Genomic DNA, 22,112 nt, shown 5'->3' on the forward strand with positions numbered 1-22,112 from the left:
CAGCCGACCCAGAGGGTCGGCTTTTTCTTTTGGGTTTCGCACAGGGAACATCAGAAGAAGACCCGCCGTGGCGGGTCTTGCTGTAGCTAGAGGTTGTAAAATTTGCGGGCACTCAGGCGAAACGCCCGGGTGTCATCGATGAGCCTGCCCTCGATCCGCTCGTCGTGCTGGTGTCCCTGGCCGTAGCTGCAGAGGATCAACCTGTCGGAGGTGCGCGAACGCAGCCGGGTGATAAAGCGGATGAGATCGGCGCGGGTGAGGCGTCCCACCTCGTCGTGCACCCGCTCCCGTTGATCGAATCCCCAGTCTTTGTTGCCTATGCTGACCCACAACCGCTGCCCGCGGGTGCGCAGATTGGCGTCGCGCTCGGAGAGTTGCGCCTGCAGCCCCGCTTTACTCGCCTGCCACTGGGCTTCGGTCAGCTCGAGCATGGCCAGCGGGAAGAGATCGATAAACTCCTCAATGGCATCGAGCAGGATCTGGGGCCCGGCTACCGGTGACTGGATGTAGAAGATGAGGCCGGGGTGACGGTTCAGAGGGAGGTTACCGCTGCCCACCACATAGCCAAGCTGCTGGCGGGTGCGCAGCTCGTGAAAGAAGGTCGACGACATGATGTGGTTGGCCAGGGTGAAACAGGCGATATCTCTGGGGCGGGTGGTGCGCGACTGGTAGTAAACCAGCAGAGCCGAGTCGGCGTGCTCGCAGCCATGCTCGCGGATGAGGGTGCCGCGTCCGCCGATATCGATCAGGCGACGGCGGGTCTCGCGGCTTGGTTGGCTGTAGGGGGCAAGGTGCCGCTCGAGCAGGGCGGCCAGGGCCATCGCCTCAGCTTCCAGCCAGTCCCCGTGTGCCAGACACTCCACGTGGATCTCCTGAAACAGGCTGGCGACAAACTCGGGCATGTCCCCAAGCTCGGTGGCCTTGAGGTGCGGCAACAGCTGCTCGAAGGGAGGATTGTTGGGCTGCAGCAAGGAGGTGAGCTGGTTGAAAAGCTGGCTGATGGGGCGGCTGTGGGCCTGATTCTCCCAGTTGCGGATGAGCGCCTCCTTGATTTCCCTGAAGCGTTCGGGATCCGGATAACCCAGGGTGCGGTTGGAGAGGATCATGTCGAGCAGGGCAAGCTGGTGCTCCGAGAAACCCTGAATGGCGATGGAGAAACCTCCCTGGTGGGCGTAGATCTGATAAGAGAGGCCCGCCAGCTCTGCCTGGTAGGTGAGGGCACCGAGATGATCGCTCAACAACTCGACCGCCAGCCGGGCCATGGCGATATGGCGCGGACTCTTGACCGCGTGCTCGCTGTCAAATGCCACATAGAGGTTACCCTTGGGCACCCGATAATGATCGTCGTGCAGATGCCAGAGGCGAAAGCCGGGGCGATCGATGAGGGGGACCGGAATATCGGTGGAGAGGGTCGGGAGCCGGGCGCTGAGACGTTGACAGATAAAGGGGTTGTGCTCGGGCAACGCCAGCTCAGGATGGGGTGCTGCCTCGCGCCAGATCTGGCGTAGCCGTGTCGGCAGCGGCGTCACTCCATAGGGGGTATGGTACCAGAGGGCATGACGGTCGACCCTTGCCTCGGGGGCGGTGATGATCAGCCTCATATTATCGGGGGTAAAGGCATCCATCAGGCCGGCGAGCTGCGCCGGATCGCACCCCGTCATCATGTAGTCCCCGTAGAGCAGATCGTCGGGGGCGTAGGCAAAGAGATTGAGTACCAGCCCCGATACGGTATCGATGGGTCGTGCTCGCTCTTGAAAGCGGAAGGCCGACTCGAGTACCCAACGTTTCTCTTCATAGCGCCACGGCTCGAGGCCGTGGCGCCGCACCAGCGCCAGATAGCCAAACAGCAGCTCGACAATCTCGTCCACCCGCTCGAGCCCCTGGGGGGTGAGGGCGAAGGTAACGCAGAAGTCCTTGAAGTTGCTGCCGCTGACGCCGCTGCCTGCCGAGAGTTGATTACACCAGCCGAGCCGCTTGAGCAGGGCGAGCAGGCTTCCTTTGCTCTCGTCACCGATGAGATGGCTCAGAAAGGTGAGCGGTTTTTGGCGATAGAGATGATCCAGGCTCGGCAAGGGGAAGACCACCGAGAGACGGCGGCTCTCCTTGACCGGGGTGAGTTCGATACGAATGGCGAGATCGTCAGGGCGGTAGAGGGGCGTCCGGATCGTCGGGGCTCCCAGATTGCGATTCAATACGGGAGTAAAGTGGTCGATTGCAAAGGCCTGCAGTTGATCGAGGGGGCGGGGGGCCAGGAGTACCAGCGCCATGCGATCGCTGCTGTAATGGTGCTCATAGAAGTCGAGCAGCTCGTCTCGCAAGGCCCGCCCCGGCCGGTCGGTCAGGGTCTCCAGGTTACCCACAGAGAACTTGGCAAAGGGGTGGGCAGGATTGACCGTCTCCTTGTGTACCTGATAGCTGCGACGCACATCGTCTTGCAGCTTGAGGCGATACTCCGACTCGATGGCATTGCGCTCCTTGTCCACCAGCTCAGGTGTGAAGGTGGGGGAGATGAAGAACTGGGCGAAGCGTTTAAGGGCCGGCTCCAGATAGTCATCGTCGATATCGAAGTAGTAGTTGGTGTATTCGGTCCCGGTCCAGGCGTTGTTGCTGCCGCCATGGCGGCTGATAAATTGCTGGTATTCACCGGCCTTGGGAAAATCCCGGGTACCCAGGAACAACATATGCTCGAGAAAATGGGCCATCCCCTCCCGATCGGCCGGGTCATCGAAGTGGCCGCAGTTGACTGCCAGCGATGCGGCTGACTTGTCGGCAGCCGGGTCTTCGATGAGCAGCACCCTCAGGCCGTTGTCGAGCACAAGGTAGCGGTAGAGTCGGTCATCATTGGGGCTGACAAGGGGAGTCATAGTGGGACCCGATGCGCAAGTGATTGGGAAGTAAAGACAATTATTGACCTGTGCCGATGACGAGGCAAACCCTTTTCTGCGACTTGGTGCAATTGTTTCGCCCTGGCGGGCAGGGTAAGATCCCGAGCGCATTCAACAGGCCCTGTGGGCGAGGTAGTAATGAAGATCTACATCATGCGTCATGGTCAGGCCGGCATGAACGCCAAGAGTGACGAGTCGCGTCCCCTCACCGAGCAAGGGATCCACGAGTCGGTGCAGATGGCGCGTTGGCTGGCCCCTCAGATGACCGGACTGGATCGGGTGATCCACAGTCCTTATCTGAGAGCACGAGAGACCTGGCTTGCTATATGCAATGAACTTCCCGAGGCTCGCGTCGTCGAAGAGAGTGACGAGATCACCCCCTATGGGGATGCGGCCCGGGTTGCCAGCTATCTGGAGGCCCTTGCCGGTAACGCCGAGAGCCTGCTGGTGGTGAGTCACCTTCCTCTGGTGGGCTATCTGGTGCATGCGCTCTGTCCCGGCCATGAGGCCCCCCTGTTTGCCACCTCGGGGATGGCCTGCATCGATTTCGAGAATGGGCGAGGAGAGTTGCGCTGGCTCGAGGGGCCGCATACAATCAGGTAAACAAATTTGTAACATTTGGTTGCAAATGTGGCTGGTATCAAAAATAGAGAATAAAAAACCAAATAATCAGAACTTTTTCGCAGACGCTGTGGTCAACTGAGTAGAACTAACGAGGGTGATATCGCATGCGCGTGTTTAAGAAGTATCTGCCTTTGATGATTGCCAAGCATGTCAAAACCTTTTTCAAAGGGCGGATTTATGTTCACGGTCGAGGTCGCTTTGATTTCGAGGGGGGCCATCTTCTGATGCCGCCCCAACCCGATGAGCCCCATCGACTCACGGTGCAGGAGGTCAACGAGGTGATTGATCGATTGCATCTGGAAGCCGCCTAGTACAAGGGCCCCTGATGGGGCCCTTGTTCATTGATAGCCCTTTGCGCTCCTTGTGTTGCAGTCTGGTTACTCCTGTTAATTTGGGATAACAATCTGGTTTTTGTCTATTCATTGGTTGTTCACGCTTATTTATAGTGGAAATCCCATCAGCTTGATGGGATAGTGCCTCTGCTCAGGCGGGCGTACTAACACAATAATATGGCGCCAACGGTGCGTGAGGTGGGCGGGATCGCCCCCTGCGTCAACTTGCCGCGAAATGCCTGGGCCGCAGCAATGGACGCCGCCCGTTAGTGCTCAGGGATTCGATGACGATGACAAAAGAACAACACCCCTTGCTGAGGCTTATCAACAGCACCAGCCTCATCAGCCAGATCCTGGTCGGTCTGGTCCTTGGCGTCCTGCTCGCCACCTTTGCTCCCGAATTGGCCAAATCGGTCGGTCTGCTGGGTTCCCTCTTCGTGGGCGGGCTCAAGGCGGTGGCTCCCGTACTGGTCTTCGTGTTGGTCATGGCGGCCATCATTGGCCATAAGCAGGGTCAAAAGACCAATATGAAGCCAATCCTCTTCCTCTATGTGCTGGGCACCTTTGCCGCAGCCCTGGTGGCCGTGATTGCAAGCTTCCTCTTTCCCTCCAACCTTCATCTGGTGGCCAACAGTGCCGAGCTCTCGCCCCCCGGCGGGATCACCGAGGTGCTACAAACCCTGCTCTTCAACGTGGTGACCAACCCGGTGAAAGCGCTGCTCGATGCCAACTATATCGGGATCCTGGCCTGGGCCATTGGTCTCGGGGTCGCCCTGCGTCATGCCAGTGAGAGCACCAAGGCCGTGATCGTTGATCTCTCCCACGCCATCACCTGGATAGTGAAGGCGGTGATCCGCTGTGCTCCGCTGGGGATCCTGGGTCTGGTCTCCTCGACCCTGGCCGAGACCGGTTTCGACGCCCTGTTTGGCTATGCCCAACTGCTGGCGGTGCTGCTGGGCAGCATGCTCTTTATCGCCTTCGTGGTGAACCCGCTCATCGTCTTCTGGAAGATTCGCCGCAACCCCTATCCGCTGGTGCTCACCTGCCTGCGCGAGAGTGGTCTGACGGCCTTCTTCACCCGCAGCTCTGCGGCCAACATCCCGGTTAACATGGCCCTGTGCGAGAAGCTGCGCCTGCCGGAGGATACTTATGCGGTCTCCATTCCCCTCGGCGCGACCATCAATATGGCCGGCGCGGCCATCACCATCACAGTGCTGAGTCTGGCGGCTGTGCATACCCTGGGGATTGAGGTCGATATCGCCACCGCCCTGCTGCTCTCCGTGGTGGCCACCGTTAGCGCCTGTGGTGCCTCCGGGGTGGCCGGTGGCTCCCTGCTGCTGATCCCGCTGGCGTGTAGCCTGTTTGGCATTGGCAATGACATCGCCATGCAGGTGGTGGCCGTGGGCTTCATCATCGGGGTACTGCAAGATTCTGCCGAGACGGCCCTCAACAGCTCTACCGACGTGCTGTTCACCGCATCGGCCTGCATGGCCGAGGACAAGTCACTGCTCGAGAAGTCTGCCGAGGCGGTGAGTGAAGCCTGAGAGGCCCATGGGAAGGGGAGATAACGATACGGACGAATCTCTTTAAATTGTTCGTAAAATCAATAGCGTGATTATTCGAAACCTGCCATTTTATTTAGCATTTAAATGTGCGATAAAGCACCGCCACGGGGCGTTGAACAGGAGTTCAACGCCCCTGTTAGTAAAAAAATCCAAAACTGTTAATAGCACGTAATAAGGAAAATCCTGTGTTATCAAAAGGACTCGTTAGGAACATTGGCTTCCAGGTAATGGTCGCCATGGTGCTGGGTGCCGCCGTGGGCGCGGCAATGGGGGAGCAGGCCAGCCTCTTTGCCCCCCTGGGTAATCTCTTTATTCAGCTCATCAAGATGCTGGTGATCCCCCTTGTGGCGGTGGCCATCATCTCGGGGGCGGCGAACCTGGGCGCCAGCCCTGCTGCAGGCAAGATCGGGGTCACGACCCTGGCCTTCTTCATGCTGACCTCGGCCCTGGCCGTGCTGCTGGCCCTGGTGATGGGGCAGGTGTTCGAGCCGGGCGTGGGAGTCGATCTCTCCAGCGTCGAGGGGATGTTCTCGGCAGAGTATGCCGACAAGGGTGTACTGCCCGATGCGATCAGCACCCTGCTGGGCATGGTGCCGACCAACGTCTTTCAGTCTCTGACCCAGGCCAATATCCTGCAGATCCTGGTTTTCTGTCTGTTCCTCGGTATTGCCATCGCCAAACAGCCGCGCGAGAAATCCAAGCCGCTTATCGATGGCATGAACACCCTGGTTGATGCTTTCGTCTGGATGATCAACAAGGTGATGCTGATTGCCCCCCTCGGGGTCTTCGGTTTGATGGCCGATGCCATTGGTACCTACGGCTTCGACGTGCTGACCATCGTCATGAAGCTGTTTGTGGTCTATGTGGCGGCCATCCTCATCTATGGATTCGTGATCTATCCGGGTCTGGTGGCCCTCTTCTCCGATACCCCGGTCATGCGCTACATGAGTGCCATGAAGAAGGCCCAGGTGGTCGCCTTCTCCACCGCCTCTTCCATGGCAACCCTGCCGGTGACCATGGAGGTGGTCGAGAAGGAGCTCAAGGTGACCAATGCCACCGCCTCTTTCGTGCTGCCCCTCGGTGCCACCATCAACATGAGCGGCAACGCCATTTACTACGGTCTGGTCGCCATCTTCTTTGCCCAGGTGTTCCAGATCGATCTGAGCATGGGCGCCTGGGCGGCCATCATCATCACCTCAACCCTGGGGGCGATCGGCCAGGCCGGTGTGCCGGGGCCGACCTTCCTGGTGGTGGCGGTGCTGCTGGCGGCGGGGATCCCCATCGAGGGCCTGCCCCTGCTGTTCGCCCTCGACCGCATCTTCGACATGGTGCGTACCGCGTTGAACATCACGGGTGATGCGGCCTGCGCCGTGATCGTCGACAAGTACAGTCCCGAGTTTGATCCCAACCGCTGGAACAAGGCGGCATAACAGAGAAGGGGCCCGATGGGCCCCTTCTTCTATGTTGGTGTCTGCTCGTCACCCAGAGCCGTCAGCGCGCTCTGGCAGCGCGACTCGGCCGCCTCCAGATCCTGCAGCACCTGCCGGATATCTTCCATCTGCTGACGCAAGCCGGCCCTGTGGCTCTCTATCATGGTGAGCATGGTGGTGAGCTGGGTGCGGCTGCTCTTGTCGGTTTCGTAGAGATCGAGCAGGGCTCGGATCTCGGCCAGGCTAAAGCCAAGGCGTTTGCCACGCAGGGTCAGCTTGAGGCGGACCCTGTCCTGACGGCTGTAGATGCGGCTTTGCCCGCGCCGAGTGGGCTGCAGTAACCCCTGATCCTCGTAGAAGCGGATGCTGCGGGTCGTGATATCAAACTCCCGCGCCAACTCGCTGATGGTGTAGCTCTCTTCCCTGTTTCCCATGGTGCCACTGGTGTGTCAATTTTGCATGGCACCTTACCGAAACTGACCTGCCGGTGCAACCGCTTGTCCGGCAAGGGAATAATGGTAATGTTGTGAAAATGTAACCAGGAGGAATTCAGACATGGAAGTGGTGATCGTTGCCGCCCGTCGGACACCGATGGGCAGTTTTATGGGGGCATTGTCGCCGCTCGCGGCGCCTGTGCTGGGCGCAAGGGTGGTACAGGCGCTGCTCACCCAGTGCGGGCTGGCGGGGGATGAGGTGGAAGAGCTCTATGCCGGGAACGTGCTCTCGGCGGGGTTGGGGCAGGCGCCTGCCCGTCAGATGGCCCTGTTGGGCGGATTGGCGGAGCGGGTCCCTTGTACCACGATCAACAAGGTGTGTGGCTCGGGGATGAAGAGCGTCATGGTGGCGGCCGATCAGATCCGCCTCGGGCAGAGCAAGGTGGTGCTGGCCGGTGGCATGGAGAGCATGAGCCGTGCTCCCTATCTCATCGACAAGGCGCGATCTGGCCTGCGCATGGGCCATCAGACGTTGCTCGATCATCTCTTCCTGGACGGTTTGCAGGATGCCTATGAGGGTCACCTGATGGGGCACTATGCCCAGAAAGTGGCCGATGAGCAGGGCATCGGGCGCGCCGAGATGGATGAGTATGCCATTGCCTCTCTGTCACGGGCTCGCCGGGCCATCGAAGAGGGCGCGTTTTTTTCCGAGTGGGTGAGTGTCGTCGATAACAAAGGGATGAGCCTGCTCGAGGTGGATGAGCAGCCGGGTAAAGCCAGGCCCGAGAAGATCCCTCATCTCAAACCGGCGTTTGGAGAGGGAGGATCGATCACGGCGGCCAACGCCAGCTCAATCTCGGATGGCGCCGCAGGGCTACTGCTCATGAGCCGGGATGAGGCGCAGCGCCGCGGGTTGCCAATCCTGGCGAAGATCTGTGGCTACAGCACTCATGCGGCCGCACCTGCCGGCTTTACGACGGCCCCCGTTGGTGCCATGGTCAGGCTGCTCGAGCAGCTGGGGTGGCACAGCCGCGAGGTGGATCTGTTCGAAATCAATGAAGCCTTCGCCATGGTGCCTATGCTGGCCATGAAAGCCATGGATCTCTCCCATGACAGGGTCAACATACATGGCGGTGCATGCGCCCTCGGTCATCCTCTGGGGGCGAGCGGAGCGAGGATCCTGGTGACCCTGATCCACGCCATGCACCGTCTTGGGGCGCGTCGTGGCATGGCATCTCTCTGCATTGGTGGCGGGGAGGCCACGGCGTTGGCATTGGCGCTTCCTTAGGTGGGAGCCATCAACTGACTGGTCCAGATGGTTGCGGTGAGATAGTGCTGGGAGAGAACCTCGTCGCTCATCTGTAGCGTGGTGGCATAGCGTGTCTGGGCGGGCCAGTTGGCCTGCTCACAGGCATCGGCGGCCAGCAGATAGGTCCCCAGATGACCGCTTCGCTCGAGCAGGGCCTGTTTGATCACGCTTGCCAGGGGGATCGACTCCAGCAGGCTGGTCATGGGTTGCTCCATCAACACATCGAGCAGGGAGAATAGCCCCGTCATAAAGGCTTCCGAGGCGCCGGAGCGACCCTGATGCTCGGCCAACAACTCACAAAACCGAGCCCGGATCAGAGACATCTGGTAGAGCTCGTCACTCTTGCCGATCCCCGCATTGCCGGCCGCGACCAAGGCCACGAAACGGCGCAGCTCCTCATCACCCAGGTAGATAGCCGCCTGACGAAAGGAGGAGATAGGGTTGGCGCCTCCCTTGAGATGATTGACATAACGCAGCAGTTTCAGAGAGAGGGAGAGATCCTGACCGAGCAGCTGTTCCACCCGCCTGAGATCGATCTCGGGTTGGTTGACCGCCTGCAGTAACTGCATCACCACCAGTTGGGAAGGTTTAAGGCTGGCCCGCTTGACCAGCTCGGGACGACTGAAGAAGTAGCCCTGAAAGAGTGAAATGCCGGCACCCTTGGCTCGCTCGAACTCCTCCAGGGTCTCGACCTTCTCGGCCAGATAGATGAGGTCAAGATGGCGATGCTGGTAGATAAAGCGGCGGATCTGCAGCATGGGGGTGGTGCGCAGATCAAACTTGATGAGCTCAATATAGGGAAGGAAGGGCTCCCAGGCCGGTGCCAGGGTAAAGTCGTCGAGGGCGAGTCGGTAGCCCGCCGCGTGGAGGTTTTTTACCTTTTCCAGCAGGGCCGCATCGGGCGTGGCATCTTCCAGGATCTCGATGATCACCTTCTCCCGCGGCAGGCATTCGGCCAGCCCGGAGAGCAGCAGCTCATGGGTAAAGTTGATCAGTGCCACCTTACCGGCCAGCAGTTGATCGATGTTCTGGTGTAGAAACTGCTCGACGACCAGTTGGGTTGTGGCCGTGCTCGATGAGATATCGGGAAAGACATTGCTGAGGCTGTCTCGAAACAGCAGCTCGTAAGCATGAGTCTGCTGCTGCGCATCGAGGATTGGCTGTCTGGCGACATAGGAGTACATGGGGCCTCCGCAATAAGAATCACCCAGAGTGTATGGCGTAGCGGGGAAGTGTACCAGCGCCCGAACGGGCGCCGGTAGCAGAAAGGTTAGAATTGATAGTTGATTTGCACTCCGGCCAGCCAGGCATCGCCCTCGGAGTAGCCGTTGAAGTCGGAGCGATAGGTCATGGGTTGACCATTGATGACGACCGGTTGGCTCAGGCTCTCATGTACACTGACCCGTTTGCCATCGATGAAGGTCAGGCCCAGATCCACCGAGAGGGCGTCACTGTGGCGATAGCCCAGGCCGGCGCTGTACCAGATGCGATCCGCATCGGGGATGGAGATGGTGCGACGATCGGCCGGCACCGGGCTCTGATCGTAGGCCAGCCCGGAGCGCAGCTGCCACTTGGGGGTCAGCTGATAGGTCATCCCCAGAGCATAACGCCAGCTGTCTTCCCAGTGCTCCTCCTTGATGGGGAGGGTTCCCAGATGATCGAGCTCTGCGGTCAGAGACTTGAACTTGCTCCAGTCAGTCCAGTTGAGGCTGGCATGCAGAGCCAGGCGCTCGCTCAGCGCTTGATAGAGGGCCAACTCGGCAGTGGCGGGCAGGGGGAGGATCAGACTGCCCTGATCGCTGATGGTCGAGAACTTGCCCGGGGCAACCGGTTTGCTGACGGTCGCGTCACCTTTGAGCTTCAGATTGACGCCATTGCGATAGGAGAGACCGATACGGGTTTGCTCACTCGGGGTCAGCAGGATGCCGGCATTCCACCCCAGTGCGTTGCCATCTCCCTCTACGTGTTTGGCGATCACACTCTGGCCGTTGGTCAGCGTAGTGGGATAGGTGCCACCCACTTCTCCCTCACCCTTGATAAGGGAGAGCCCGGCGCCAAAGGAGAGCATGTCGGTAATGCGATAGGCCAGTGCCATTCCCAGATCGACCGTCTTGATCTCGGAGACATTGCCAAAGTGGCCGGCATCATAGCCCTGTGGCATCTCAATTCCCAGGCCGTAGTGGGAGGTGGCAGAGAGGCCCAGGCTCAGGCGATCGTTGAGTGGGGTGACGAAGTAGAGGTTGGGGATCCAGGCCGCGTCGGCGATGTCGTGGGCATTGGCCCCCTTGGTTCCCGTGATGTCCTTTACCTGGCCATCGATGTTTACATCCGGCTTCAAGTAGATGAGGCCACCCGACAGAGCAGGGGCGTCGAAGCGGGTGATGGCGCCGGGGTTACGACCCAGGACGCTGGCATTGTCGGCAATGGCGGCCTCACCGGCGAAGGCGCGGCCCAGACCGGTGGCTGACTGTTCGGCCAACTGATAGCCGGCGGCGTGGGCCTGGCTTGCTGCCAGCGCAAAGGCAATCACAGAAGGTTTGAAATAAGTACGCATAGCTCTCCCTGACGTTTCTATTGTGGTTTTTATGGCGGCAGAATTTTATCTGGTCTGAGGAGTATCGCAACCGGAATGGGGTCGGAGGGGGTAAAACAGTAGCTACTGCTGTACATCTGTTACTTAATAGTTTGATTAAAAAGGAAAAGCGAACAGGTGTGCGCTACAGGCGTACGCCGAAATAGAGATCGTGAGCATAAAAAAAGCGCCCCGAAGGACGCCTTTGTGAAACAGTGAAATCAGAATTTCATGTTGAACTGGGCTGAAGCCAGGAAGGCGTTCCCGTGGGAGGTACCCTTCCAGCGTGGATTGTTCACTGTGCCATCATGGTTGACCAGACCTTCGTTGACTTCCACTTCCTTGCCATCCAGGTAGGCCATGCCGAAGTCGACGCTCATATCCTTGTCGATATGGTAGGTGGCACCGGCGCTGTACCAGATACGATCGGAATCGGGGATACTCAGGCTGCGGTACTCGGGCTCGATCGGGCTGTTGTCATAGGCAAAGCCGATGCGGGCCTCCCAGCTCGGGTTGATGTACCAGGTGCCGCCGATGGCGTAGCGCATGGAGTCTTTAAACTTCTCAGGCTTGTAGAGACAGACGCCGGCACCATCGGCACTGACACAGCTGTCGCTGGTGGCCTTGAGCTCCTGGAAGGCGCTCCAGTCGGTCCAGTTGACGGAGTAGTGCACCGCAAACTGGGGGTTGAGGCGATGATAGCCAGCCAGCTCGGCCTGAGCCGGCAGCTCCATATTCAGCTCACCATCCACGGTTTGGCCGGGTTTGCCCGCACCAATGGTGGAGAGCCCCTTGTAGTCACCCTTAAACTTGATATTGACCTGAGAGCGGTAGGTCAGGGCCAGGCGGTTGTCCTGATTGAACTCGTAGAGGGCGCCCACGTTCCAGCCAAAGCCCCAGTCATCACCCTTCATATGGCTGATATTGGTGTCGCGGCTCATTTGTTGGGGTTTAGTGGAACTCAATACCCCAGCATAACGATTAAGTTCGGCTTCGGCGTAGACAAAGTTAATACCGGCGCCGAGGCTAAAGCCCGGAGCGACGCGATAGGCCAGGTTGGGGTTGATATTGAAGGTCAGCAGCTCGGTATTACCGGCACCTGAGCCTGCAGCAAAGGTCTCTGGATATTCGGTGGAGAGGCCGTAGTTGGAGAACATGGCGATGCCCCAGGCCAGATCCTCTTTCAGGGGCTGGATAAAGTAGGCGGCCGGTACAAAGGCACTCGGTGCGATGCCACTTTCACTTGCATTTCTATCGAAGAAGTTGGGTACTTTACCGCCGTTGGGCAGAGTTAGGTCGCCATCTGTTTGGCCATTAACATCCACATCCGGGTGGATATAGGTGCCGGAAACCGAGACCGCCATCTTGTCGAACATGGTCATGGCGGCCGGGTTGCGAGCCAGCACGGAGGCGTTATCGGCGACCGCGGCTTCACCGGCATAGGCACGGCCAAGGCCAGAGGCAGAGTGTTCGTTGAGCTGGAAGGCGGCGGAATAAGCCTGGGTGCTGGCGAGGGCCACGGCGGCAGCCAGCAGGCTCTTCTTGAAGGAAGCAGTAGTCATGATCGTCTCTCTTGGTGTTGATCTTTTCGGGTCAATCCTGACCCGTGCCACTCAGATGGCGGCAAGATCTTTGTTTTTTAGCTTCATATCCCATTGAATACCGGCGTGATTCTAATGATCTGGTAGGAGGTAAGAAATCAGACCAGTAGTGGGAGAATACACAATAGATAACGAACTGTTAACAGTTTGTTCTTGTAATGCGCATTGCCTGAGCAGATTGTCGATCTGCTGCACAAATTGGGTGAGTGGCACTCGAAGAGGGGGGCGATAAAAAGCCTCAATGCCGGTTACTTTGCATCTGCGGTTACAGGGCCTGACGACAGGGCCACGCAGTGGCCGACCATTCAGGGTGCTGCGACTGATAAAGGCCCAAAGGATGGCAGAGAGCCTTTCTTATCATCAGTCATGGTGAAATGGAGACTGACCCAGGTACCGCTGATTTCTGCCTTAATCATCGGCGGTGATGACATCGGGCAAAGGGGCGGCAGAGGCCGCCCCATATTTTCAATGGTTATGAAACAGATTCTGGCCAAAGGGGTGGCACAAGGGCGGGACAAAGATCTGCATCAGTGTGCCTGTTGCCTGGCGGGAGCGATCCAGACGCTGAAAGTCCAGATCGATGTCTTCGGGCAGCCAGCCGAGTACAGCGCTGAAACAGCCGTTTCCCAGGCTCTTCTCCAGGACCCCTTGCCAGTTCTTGATGCGGTTTCGGGGGAGCAGCAATACTCGGGTGGGATCGATCCCCTTGGATTGCAGATCGGCGGCGCTGGGAGCGCCCGGTGGGGCGAGTAACAGGATCCAGCCCGTGTGCAACCGGGTGCGTTTAAGCAGGTCGAGGATAGTGTCCTGAGCCGCCGGATCAGGGCGCAGGCAAGGTCTGTGGCGTGGCCAACTCGTGAAAGCGCTGGAGTGGGAGTGGATTGCGGCTAACTGGGTCATATCTCACCTGTACATAAAAACAAGCTGTATGGGTATACAGTAGTTTGTTCGTGCCTTCGGATCAACCTCTGTTGCTAAAAATGTGAGCACTGCAGGGGGGGGGGGCTTGCCGCGGTCGCCGCCAGTGTCCATGGTTATAGATGCAGGCAACGTAAGGAGGGGCCATCATGGATGCGAGTCAGCTCAGGCTGCTGGATGCCAATATTCTGCTTGGGATCGTCAATGAGAAGCTGCGTTTGGAGTGCGGCTCACTGGAAGAGTTGCTCTCCTATTACGACATGAATGAAGAGGTGCTGAGCCGCCGTCTGCGGGAGATTGGTTACCGCTACGACCCTGCCAGCAACCAGTTCAAAGGGTGGTAGCACAGGTTGGACAGACAGTACCTTTTCTGGCATTGGTGCTGTCTGTTTTCTTTATGTGCTGGAGGGCCGTTTTTATGAAAACCTATTCAGCCATTTGTCTCGAAAATGCTTTCATATCTAATTGAATTGGAAGGGATTAAAAAGAATCCTTGAACAAGGTGAAAAGAAAGGGTTTTCATCATTTTCCTGTCATTTCTGGCGTTTAAAGTGTGACTTGGATTCACTTTTCATCGAACTGGTTTCGCTAGTATGCCTCCAGCCAGTTTTCATGATGAACATAATAATTGACTCACTCTATGAGCCGGGAAATTGGCCCCGCATTTCAGTAACGAAGGGAAAAGCTTATGGCAACCAAGAAGAAGACCGACATTCTCCTGGATAAGGAGCAGCTCAAGGCGAGCATCGTCCGTCACCTGCGCTCCACGCTCGGCACCAGTGAAGAGAAGGCTTCTCAAGAGTCCTGGTGGAAGGCAACCGCAGCCGCAGTCAACGAGCAGGTGTACGAGCGTCTGACTCGCACCCAGCAGACCCACCTCAAGCAAGACACCCGCGCCATCCACTATCTGTCGGCCGAATTCCTGATGGGGCGGTTGACCTCGAACAACCTCCACAACCTCTCTCTTTATAAAGTCTGCGATGAGGCGTTGGCCGATCTCGGACTGAATCTCAGCGACCTGTGCGAATGCGAGCCAGACATGGCCCTCGGCAACGGCGGCCTGGGCCGCCTGGCCGCCTGTTTCATCGACTCCCTGGCTACCCTGAGTTACCCGGCCATCGGCTACGGTATCCACTATGAGCACGGCCTGTTCCGTCAGGAGATCCAGGATGGCCGCCAGATCGAGCGTCCGGACTCCTGGCGTGAGTACGGCAACCCCTGGGAGATCTGCCGTCCCGAGTCGGTGCAGGAGATCCCGCTCTACGGCTATGTCGAAACCGTGTTTGGGGACGATGGCCGCATGAAGAAGGTGTGGCACGCCGGTCGCAAGATCAAAGGGGTGCCCTGGGATATCCCCGTGGTCGGGTTTGGCGGTCACACTGTCAACATACTGCGCCTGTGGGAGTCTCGCGCCTCCGAGTTCTTCGATTGGGATGTGTTTAACGCCGGAGGTTACCTCGACTCCCAGGCTGAGAAGGCTCAGGCCGAGACCATCTCCAAGGTGCTTTATCCCAACGACGAAACAGAAGCCGGCAAGGAGCTGCGTCTCATCCAGCAGTACTTCTTCTGCGCCTGCTCGATCAAAGACATCATGCGTCGCTACAAGCGTGCCCACGGTGATGACTTCAGCCACTTTGCCGACCAGATCGCCATCCAGCTCAACGACACTCACCCGACCATCGCCATTCCCGAGTTGATGCGGGTACTGGTGGATGAAGAGGATCTGCAGTGGGAGAAGGCGTGGGATATCTGCTACCGGGTCTTTGCCTATACCAACCACACTCTGCTGCCCGAGGCACTGGAGAAGTGGGCCGTCTACCTCTTCGAGCGGGTACTGCCCCGTCACCTCGAGATCATCTACGAGATCAACAGCCGCTTCCTTACCGAGAAGGTTGAGCCCATGTGGCCGGGTAACGATGCCATCAAGGCCAAGCTCTCCATCATCGAGGAGGGGGATGTCCGCAAGGTACGCATGGGTAACCTGTGCGTCATCGGCTCCAACAAGGTCAACGGTGTGGCCGAAGTGCACTCCCGTCTGGTCAAAGAAGATCTCTTCCCCGAATTCGACCAGATCTGGCCGGACAAGCTCTGCAACGTGACCAACGGGGTCACCCCTCGTCGCTGGTTACTGGCCTGTAACCCCGAGCTGGCAGCCCTCTATGACGAGGTGGTGGGTAAGGAGTGGCCGCTCAAGCTGGATCTGCTGCGCTCTGTGGTGAAGTTTGCCGATGACAAGGCCTTCCAGAAGCAGTTCATGACCATCAAGCGTCACAACAAAGAGAAGCTGGTTCAGGTGATCAAGGCCGAGACTGGCATCGAGGTGAGTGCCGAGGCCATCTTCGATATTCAGATAAAACGTCTGCACGAGTACAAGCGCCAGCAGCTGAACCTTATCCATATCATGGCTCTCTACCGTCGTCTGCTGGCCAATCCGGACTACGATATGCACCCGCGGGTGTTCATCTTCGGCTCCAAGGCTGCGCCTGGCTACAAGCTGGCCAAGGACATCATCTACGCCATCAACAAGGTGGCCGAGCGGGTGAACAACGATAGCCGGATCCAGGGCAAGCTGAAGGTCGTTTTCATGCCCAACTATCGCGTCAGCCTGGCAGAGAAACTGATCCCGGCCGCCGATGTCTCCGAGCAGATCTCTACCGCAGGGTATGAAGCGTCCGGTACTGGCAACATGAAGATGGCGCTCAACGGTGCCATTACCATCGGTACCCTGGATGGCGCCAACATCGAGATCGCCGAGGAGGCGGGTGAAGAGAACTGCGCCATCTTCGGTCTGACGGTGGATGAGGTGAAGGCACTGAAGGCGCGCGGTTACAACCCGTACGACTTCTACTACGCCAACTCCGAGATCAAGGCGGTGCTGGACTGGTTTGATACCGACTACTTCACGCCGGGCCGTCCGGGGGAGCTCTCCTCCATCAAGCGGGCTCTGCTCGAAGGGGGCGATACCTATCTGGCGTTGGCTGATTTTGTCTCCTACTCCGAGGCGCATCGCAAGATCGATACCTGGTATCGTGACCCTTCCCTGTGGGCGAAGAAGGCCATCATCAACTCCGCGACCATGGGCAAGTTCAACTCCGACCGCTCCATCGAGGACTATGTGGCTCGGATCTGGGGTCTCAAGAGCTGTAAAGTCAGCTAATATCCCCTGATACTGTTACGACGAAACCGAAACCCGTGAGGGTTTCGGTTTTTTTATCGTTTCGTTTCTCGATAGAGGGGGAGCAGGTAGCCGTTGAACTCGGCAAGGCGTCCATAGTGTTCATAGATACGGGCAACCTGGCCCGACGCGATGAGCCGTGGCATGCGAAGTTCCCAGAGTGACAGGGCCTTGGCGCCCGATGGGGTTGCCGTAAAGGCGGGATAGGTAGGCTCACCCTGCAGTTTCTTTGCCATTATGGGAGGGGGAACCCGACTGGAGGGCAGGGCATCGGTCACAAAATAGTCGTAACGCCCCTTGGTGAGCAGGGCGAACCCCTTGTCGGCACTTTCTACCTCGGTATAGGTGCCCTCTATGCCAAGGGTCTCGTCAAGGCTCCATCCCTTCTGTAGCAAGAGCCGCCCGCGCTTGAGCTGATCGATTCCTTGCCAGAGCGCGGCTTTCTCCCGGGTCATATAGACGGTGATGAGATCTACCCCATCGGGCTGGCTTGCATAGTGGAGGGTGTCAACTTCATTGCGATAGCTACCGAGCAGCACCGCCAGAACGCCACTCCTGGTCAGGGCTATGGCGCGTTTGTAGGGGACAATATGGGGAGCGACCCCCATGTCGCTACCATAGACGGCCCGGAGCAGGTCGAGATAGATGCCGCTACCGTCCCGATTGCAAAAATCTTCCCAGTGATCGCAGTAGGCATCCAGCGTCTCGGCGCGGGAGGTGGGCAGGAGCGATAACAGTAACAAAAGCGCAGGGAGGCATCTCATCACGGGGCCCGCAAAAGGCATGCATGAGGTGAGCTTAACACATCCAAACGCCTGAACCGTGATATCCCGCCGAATCCCATGTTTCATGGGAACCGGCACCCGGGATGGCCATTCGTGGGAGGGGTTTTACCCCCTTGAGGGGAAAAACGTGACAAGACGCGCTTTACCCTAGGCAGGATCCCGCTTTTTTTAGTACTATCATGCCCTTTCCTATTTTTTGCTGGAGCAGCTCCCAAGGGGAGTGGTGACGAGGAAGACATGCAGCAGCTTGAAGAAGTGGTCGGCCAGGCGAAGGCCGAAATTGAGGGCGTAAGCGACATCGCCACGCTCGACGAAGTCCGGGTCAAGTATCTGGGGAAAAAAGGGTTCTTTACCGAGCAGATGAAGGGCCTCGGTGCCCTGTCGCCGGAAGAGCGTCCCGCCGCCGGTGCCGTGATCAACCAGGCCAAGCAGGCCGTACAGGATGCATTGGGCCTGCGCCGTGATGCCCTCGAAGCTGCCGTGCTGAATCAGAAGCTGGCCGCCGAAACCGTCGACATCACCCTGCCGGGTCGTCGCATCGAAAACGGTGGCCTGCATCCGGTGACCCGCACCATAGAGCGTATCGAGCGCCTGTTTGGCGAGATGGGCTTTACCGTGGCGCGTGGCCCGGAGATCGAAGATGGCTTCCACAACTTCGATGCCCTGAACATCCCGGCCCACCACCCGGCGCGAACCGATCACGACACCTTCTACTTCAACCCGGACCTGATGCTGCGTACCCACACCTCGGGCGTGCAGATCCGTACCATGCAGCAGCAGCAGCCCCCGATCCGCATCATTGCCCCGGGCCGCGTCTATCGTAACGACTACGACATGACCCACACCCCCATGTTCCACCAGGTCGAAGGCCTGCTGGTTGACGAGCATGCCAGCTTCACCGAGCTCAAGGGCATCCTGCACGACTTCCTGCGCAACTACTTCGAGGAAGATCTCACCATTCGCTTCCGTCCCTCCTACTTCCCGTTCACCGAGCCGAGCGCCGAAGTGGACGTGATGGGCAAGAACGGCAAGTGGCTGGAAGTGCTGGGCTGCGGCATGGTGCACCCGAATGTGCTGCGTTCGGTCGGCATCGATCCGGAAAAATACTCCGGCTTTGCCTTCGGCATGGGCGTTGAACGCCTCACCATGCTGCGCTACGGGGTCAACGACCTGCGTGCCTTCTTCGAAAACGACCTGCGCTTCCTCAAGCAGTTCAAGTAAGGGCGAGAGAACATGAAATTCAGTAAATCCTGGGTGATGGAGTGGGTCCGCACCGAGTTGAGTGACAATGCACTGGCCGAGCAGATCACCATGGCCGGTCTGGAAGTGGACGCCGTGGAAGCGGTGGCCGGCCAGTTCAACAACGTGGTGGTGGGTGAAGTGGTCGAGTGTGGCCAGCATCCGGACGCCGACAAGCTGCGGGTGACCAAGGTCAACGTGGGTGAAGAAGCGCTGCTCGACATCGTCTGCGGTGCGCCGAACTGCCGCGCCGGCCTCAAAGTCTGCGTGGCCAAGGTCGGGGCGACCCTGCCGGGTGATTTCACCATCAAGAAAGCCAAGCTGCGTGGCCAGCCGTCCCACGGCATGCTCTGCTCCTTTAGCGAGCTGGGTATCGACGTCGAAGCCGACGGCATCATCGAGCTGCCGCTTGACGCCCCTATCGGCACCGATATCCGCGACTACCTGGCGCTCAACGACGTCGCCATCGACGTGGATCTCACCCCCAACCGTGCAGATTGCCTCGGTATTGCGGGTCTGGCCCGCGAAATCGGCGTACTCAACCGCGCCGACGTCATCGAGCCGACCTGGACGCCGGCTGTCGCCACCATTGACGCCAGCTTCCCGATCCGGGTTGAGGCGCCTGCCGATTGTCCCCGTTATCTGGGTCGCGTCATCAAGGGGCTGAATCTCAAGACCCAGAGCCCGCTCTGGATGCAAGAGAAGCTGCGCCGTGGCGGCATCCGCTCCATCGACGCCATCGTCGACATCACCAACTACCTGCTGCTGGAATACGGTCAGCCGATGCATGCCTTCGATCTGGCCAAGCTGGACGGTGAGCTGGTGGTGCGCCGCGCCAAGGCTGACGAGCCCATGACCCTGCTCGATGGCACCGAGGTGAAGCTCAAAGAGAACACGCTGGTTATCGCAGACGCCCAGGGCCCTGCCTGCATGGCCGGCATCTTCGGCGGCGATCGCACCGGCGTGTGTGAGACCACCTCCGACATCCTGCTCGAGTGCGCCTTCTTCGCGCCGCTCTCCATCACAGGTCGTGCCCGTGCCTATGGCCTGCACACCGATTCGTCCCACCGCTTCGAGCGCGGGGTGGATCCAGAGCTGCAGGCCAAGGTGATGGACCGGGCCACCCGATTGCTGCTGGATATCTGTGGCGGCGAAGCGGGCCCGGTTATCGAGGTCAAATCCGACGAGCACCTGCCCAAGGCACAACCCATCACCCTTCGTCGCAGCAAGATGGAGCGTGTCATCGGCATCCAGATTGCCGATGAGCAGGTGGTCGAGATCCTGACCCGTCTCGGCATGCAGGTGACCGCTAATGCCGACGGCTGGACCGCGCTGGCCCCCTCTTGGCGTTTCGACATCGCCATCGAGGAAGATCTCATCGAGGAAGTAGCCCGTATCTATGGCTACAACAACATCCCGAACCTGAAACCCGTTGCGTCGCTCGCCATGGTGGAGCAGGCCGAAGGGCAGGTGACCCTCAAGCGTGTTCGCCACCTGCTGGTCGACCGCGGCTTCCAGGAGGCGATCACCTACAGCTTCGTCGATCCCAAGGCCCAGCAGATCCTGTTCCCGCAAAGCGACGCTATCGTGCTGCCAAACCCGATCTCGGTCGAGATGTCCGCCATGCGCGTGTCGCTCTTCCCGGGTCTGGTGCAGGCTGTCGTCTACAACCAGAACCGTCAGCAGCCGCGTGTGCGCCTGTTTGAGCAGGGTCTGCGTTTTATCAAGGATGCGTCGGCCGAGAACGGCATCCGCCAGGAGCCCATGCTGGCCGGTATCATCACCGGTAACCAGGGTGATGAACACTGGGACGCCAAGGCCCGTGCCGTCGACTTCTTCGATCTGAAGGGCGATCTGGAAGCCGTGCTGGATCTGACCGCCGAGGGTGCCTCCTTTACCTTCGAACGTGCCGAGCACAGCGCCCTGCACCCGGGCCAGAGCGCCGCCATCCTGCGCGATGGTGTGGTGATCGGTCATATCGGTGTGATCCACCCGAGCCTCGAGAAGAGCCTGGGCCTGAAGACCCGTGCCGTCCTGTTCGAGCTGGAGCTGGACAAGCTGACCCCGGCCAAGGTGCCGGTCGCGGCCGAAGTTTCCAAGTTCCCGGCCAACCGCCGCGACATTGCCGTGGTGGTTGACCGTCAGGTCCTGGCCGGTGACGTTCTCGCCGTAATTAAAAAAGTTGGCGGAAATCAGGTAGTTGGAATAAACTTGTTTGACGTGTACCAGGGCGCTGGTATGGCCGAGGACAAGAAGAGCCTGGCCATCAGTCTGGTGTTGCAAGATACCCAGCGCACCCTGGAGGAGAAAGAGATTGCCGAAACCGTCGATCGCGTGGTTCAGGCTCTCTCGGCAGAGTTGAACGCATCCTTGAGGGATTGATCTATGGCGCTGACCAAAGCCGACATTGCAGAGCACCTGTTCACCCAACTCGGGGTGAGCAAGCGCGAGGCCAAAGAGCTGGTGGAAGCCTTCTTTGAGGAGATCCGGCAAGCCCTGGAGCGGGGCGAACAGGTCAAGATCTCCGGCTTTGGCAACTTCGATCTCAGAGAGAAGAGCCAGCGACCGGGTCGCAACCCCAAGACCGGTGAAGACATTCCCATCACGGCGCGACGCGTCGTGACCTTCCGACCCGGGCAGAAGCTCAAGGCGAGGGTCGAGAATGTCGAACCGCTCAAGGAGTAACAAAAAGCCAGGCCTAGCCTGGCTTTTTTCACTCTCCCTTTTTAGCGTGCCAGCCCTGGCCGGCTCATTACCCTTGAGCGAGCCTACCCGCGCCTGGTTGGCCAGCCAACCCGAGATCTCCCTCTGCTATCCGGCCATCGATTACCCTCCCTATCTGGTGAAAGGGGGTGGCTTGGCGCGGGATCTTATCAGACAACTGACCGACTCTCTGGGGTCGCGCGTCACCTATCTCTCCTATCCAACCTGGCGTGCCACCCGGGAGGCCTATCTGGCGGGGGCGTGCGATCTGCTGCCCATCATGAGCCCGGAGGGGGTGGATCCTCTGCTTGGCGTGCAGAGTCGGCCCCTCTTCACGGTGCGCTCGGCACTGCTCTACAGGGCGGGGGCAAGGAGGGGGGGGGCCATGGTACCCGCCGCCTGGCTGAGTCCTGACACCATGGGGGAACTGTTGCCGGAGCTGGCCCTGAAGCCCGCTCCGGCAGGGGTCTCTCCCTACCAGCTGTTGCAGGAGGGGAAGGCACAGGCCTATTTCGGTGACTACCTCTCCCTGCGCGATAC

General features: G+C 59.1%; 18 protein-coding genes. 11 read left to right on the forward strand and 7 right to left on the reverse strand.

The window, feature by feature from the left end:
- Nucleotides 1-86 precede the first annotated feature (86 nt).
- Entirely contained in the window at nt 87-2,864 is a 2,778-nt protein-coding gene (locus BN1133_RS16305; RefSeq protein WP_050667529.1) for an insulinase family protein, read from the reverse strand.
- Nucleotides 2,865-3,023: 159 nt separating this feature from the next.
- On the opposite strand from BN1133_RS16305, the gene sixA reads away from it, so the two are divergent.
- The 4 genes from sixA to BN1133_RS16325 all read left to right on the forward strand — a co-directional run bounded on the left by sixA (nt 3,024) and on the right by BN1133_RS16325 (nt 6,836).
- The gene (gene sixA / locus BN1133_RS16310; protein ID WP_050667530.1) at nt 3,024-3,488 is read left to right on the forward strand and encodes a phosphohistidine phosphatase SixA; all 465 of its coding nucleotides are present in this window, start codon (nt 3,024-3,026) and stop codon (nt 3,486-3,488) included.
- Between the two features lie 125 nt (nt 3,489-3,613).
- The gene (locus BN1133_RS16315; protein ID WP_050667531.1) at nt 3,614-3,820 is read left to right on the forward strand and encodes a DUF1107 domain-containing protein; all 207 of its coding nucleotides are present in this window, start codon (nt 3,614-3,616) and stop codon (nt 3,818-3,820) included.
- Nucleotides 3,821-4,131: 311 nt separating this feature from the next.
- A complete protein-coding gene (sstT, locus tag BN1133_RS16320; protein ID WP_050667532.1) occupies nt 4,132-5,385 on the forward strand; it encodes a serine/threonine transporter SstT in 1,254 nt (417 codons plus the stop codon).
- A gap of 206 nt (nt 5,386-5,591) precedes the next feature.
- Entirely contained in the window at nt 5,592-6,836 is a 1,245-nt protein-coding gene (locus BN1133_RS16325; protein ID WP_050667533.1) for a dicarboxylate/amino acid:cation symporter, read from the forward strand.
- 29 nt (nt 6,837-6,865) lie between these two features.
- Here BN1133_RS16325 and BN1133_RS16330 read toward each other — a convergent pair whose 3' ends face one another.
- Nucleotides 6,866-7,270, reverse strand: coding sequence for a MerR family transcriptional regulator (locus tag BN1133_RS16330; RefSeq protein WP_050667534.1), 405 nt, complete (start codon nt 7,268-7,270; stop codon nt 6,866-6,868).
- 121 nt (nt 7,271-7,391) lie between these two features.
- Between BN1133_RS16330 and BN1133_RS16335 the strand changes: the two genes are divergently transcribed.
- Complete coding sequence (locus tag BN1133_RS16335) at nt 7,392-8,558, forward strand: thiolase family protein (protein WP_050667535.1); 1,167 nt, start codon at nt 7,392-7,394, stop codon at nt 8,556-8,558.
- Here the strand turns inward: BN1133_RS16335 and BN1133_RS16340 are convergent.
- The 4 genes from BN1133_RS16340 to BN1133_RS20185 all read right to left on the reverse strand — a co-directional run bounded on the left by BN1133_RS16340 (nt 8,555) and on the right by BN1133_RS20185 (nt 13,652).
- On the reverse strand, nt 8,555-9,763 hold the full coding sequence (locus tag BN1133_RS16340; protein ID WP_050667536.1) for an EAL and HDOD domain-containing protein: 1,209 nt from the start codon (nt 9,761-9,763) through the stop codon (nt 8,555-8,557). The two genes, BN1133_RS16335 and BN1133_RS16340, sit on opposite strands and share 4 nt — an antisense overlap.
- 86 nt (nt 9,764-9,849) lie before the next feature.
- Nucleotides 9,850-11,133 (reverse strand): OmpP1/FadL family transporter, encoded by a 1,284-nt coding sequence (locus BN1133_RS16345; RefSeq protein ID WP_050667537.1) that lies wholly within the window; start codon nt 11,131-11,133, stop codon nt 9,850-9,852.
- Nucleotides 11,134-11,372: 239 nt separating this feature from the next.
- Entirely contained in the window at nt 11,373-12,713 is a 1,341-nt protein-coding gene (locus tag BN1133_RS16350) for an outer membrane protein transport protein (RefSeq protein ID WP_050667538.1), read from the reverse strand.
- Nucleotides 12,714-13,217: 504 nt separating this feature from the next.
- Entirely contained in the window at nt 13,218-13,652 is a 435-nt protein-coding gene (locus tag BN1133_RS20185) for a cell division inhibitor (RefSeq protein ID WP_136613594.1), read from the reverse strand.
- A gap of 167 nt (nt 13,653-13,819) precedes the next feature.
- On the opposite strand from BN1133_RS20185, the gene BN1133_RS16360 reads away from it, so the two are divergent.
- Both BN1133_RS16360 and BN1133_RS16365 read left to right on the forward strand, forming a co-directional pair.
- Nucleotides 13,820-14,014, forward strand: a complete 195-nt coding sequence (locus BN1133_RS16360; RefSeq protein WP_050667540.1) for a DUF4250 domain-containing protein — start codon at nt 13,820-13,822, stop codon at nt 14,012-14,014.
- Between the two features lie 344 nt (nt 14,015-14,358).
- The gene (locus BN1133_RS16365) at nt 14,359-16,827 is read left to right on the forward strand and encodes a glycogen/starch/alpha-glucan phosphorylase (RefSeq protein WP_050667541.1); all 2,469 of its coding nucleotides are present in this window, start codon (nt 14,359-14,361) and stop codon (nt 16,825-16,827) included.
- Between the two features lie 53 nt (nt 16,828-16,880).
- Here BN1133_RS16365 and BN1133_RS16370 read toward each other — a convergent pair whose 3' ends face one another.
- Entirely contained in the window at nt 16,881-17,609 is a 729-nt protein-coding gene (locus BN1133_RS16370) for a type 2 periplasmic-binding domain-containing protein (RefSeq protein WP_153006761.1), read from the reverse strand.
- Between the two features lie 258 nt (nt 17,610-17,867).
- Between BN1133_RS16370 and pheS the strand changes: the two genes are divergently transcribed.
- The 4 genes from pheS to BN1133_RS16390 form a co-directional block, all read left to right on the forward strand.
- Entirely contained in the window at nt 17,868-18,851 is a 984-nt protein-coding gene (gene pheS, locus BN1133_RS16375) for a phenylalanine--tRNA ligase subunit alpha (RefSeq protein ID WP_050667543.1), read from the forward strand.
- A 12-nt stretch (nt 18,852-18,863) separates the two neighbouring features.
- On the forward strand, nt 18,864-21,251 hold the full coding sequence (pheT, locus tag BN1133_RS16380; protein WP_050667544.1) for a phenylalanine--tRNA ligase subunit beta: 2,388 nt from the start codon (nt 18,864-18,866) through the stop codon (nt 21,249-21,251).
- Between the two features lie 3 nt (nt 21,252-21,254).
- Entirely contained in the window at nt 21,255-21,554 is a 300-nt protein-coding gene (gene ihfA / locus BN1133_RS16385) for an integration host factor subunit alpha (protein ID WP_005351990.1), read from the forward strand.
- A gap of 73 nt (nt 21,555-21,627) precedes the next feature.
- Nucleotides 21,628-22,112: type 2 periplasmic-binding domain-containing protein (locus BN1133_RS16390; protein ID WP_462477399.1), on the forward strand; the 485-nt coding region annotated here is incomplete at its 3' end.

It is taken from the genome of Aeromonas schubertii (genome assembly GCF_000820105.1).
Taxonomy (GTDB): Bacteria; Pseudomonadota; Gammaproteobacteria; order Enterobacterales; family Aeromonadaceae; genus Aeromonas; species Aeromonas schubertii.

Bases quoted from the DNA above. Each gene is read 5' to 3' on its own strand.
- BN1133_RS20185 (WP_136613594.1), bottom strand. From the start codon at position 13,652: ATGACCCAGTTAGCCGCAATCCACTCCCACTCCAGCGCTTTCACGAGT.
- BN1133_RS16305 (WP_050667529.1), bottom strand. From the start codon at position 2,864: ATGACTCCCCTTGTCAGCCCCAATGATGACCGACTCTACCGCTACCTT.
- BN1133_RS16330 (WP_050667534.1), bottom strand. From the start codon at position 7,270: ATGGGAAACAGGGAAGAGAGCTACACCATCAGCGAGTTGGCGCGGGAG.
- BN1133_RS16345 (WP_050667537.1), bottom strand. From the start codon at position 11,133: ATGCGTACTTATTTCAAACCTTCTGTGATTGCCTTTGCGCTGGCAGCA.
- sstT (WP_050667532.1), top strand. From the start codon at position 4,132: ATGACAAAAGAACAACACCCCTTGCTGAGGCTTATCAACAGCACCAGC.
- BN1133_RS16370 (WP_153006761.1), bottom strand. From the start codon at position 17,609: ATGAGATGCCTCCCTGCGCTTTTGTTACTGTTATCGCTCCTGCCCACC.
- pheT (WP_050667544.1), top strand. From the start codon at position 18,864: ATGAAATTCAGTAAATCCTGGGTGATGGAGTGGGTCCGCACCGAGTTG.
- BN1133_RS16340 (WP_050667536.1), bottom strand. From the start codon at position 9,763: ATGTACTCCTATGTCGCCAGACAGCCAATCCTCGATGCGCAGCAGCAG.
- sixA (WP_050667530.1), top strand. From the start codon at position 3,024: ATGAAGATCTACATCATGCGTCATGGTCAGGCCGGCATGAACGCCAAG.
- BN1133_RS16315 (WP_050667531.1), top strand. From the start codon at position 3,614: ATGCGCGTGTTTAAGAAGTATCTGCCTTTGATGATTGCCAAGCATGTC.
- ihfA (WP_005351990.1), top strand. From the start codon at position 21,255: ATGGCGCTGACCAAAGCCGACATTGCAGAGCACCTGTTCACCCAACTC.
- BN1133_RS16335 (WP_050667535.1), top strand. From the start codon at position 7,392: ATGGAAGTGGTGATCGTTGCCGCCCGTCGGACACCGATGGGCAGTTTT.
- BN1133_RS16360 (WP_050667540.1), top strand. From the start codon at position 13,820: ATGGATGCGAGTCAGCTCAGGCTGCTGGATGCCAATATTCTGCTTGGG.
- pheS (WP_050667543.1), top strand. From the start codon at position 17,868: ATGCAGCAGCTTGAAGAAGTGGTCGGCCAGGCGAAGGCCGAAATTGAG.
- BN1133_RS16365 (WP_050667541.1), top strand. From the start codon at position 14,359: ATGGCAACCAAGAAGAAGACCGACATTCTCCTGGATAAGGAGCAGCTC.
- BN1133_RS16350 (WP_050667538.1), bottom strand. From the start codon at position 12,713: ATGACTACTGCTTCCTTCAAGAAGAGCCTGCTGGCTGCCGCCGTGGCC.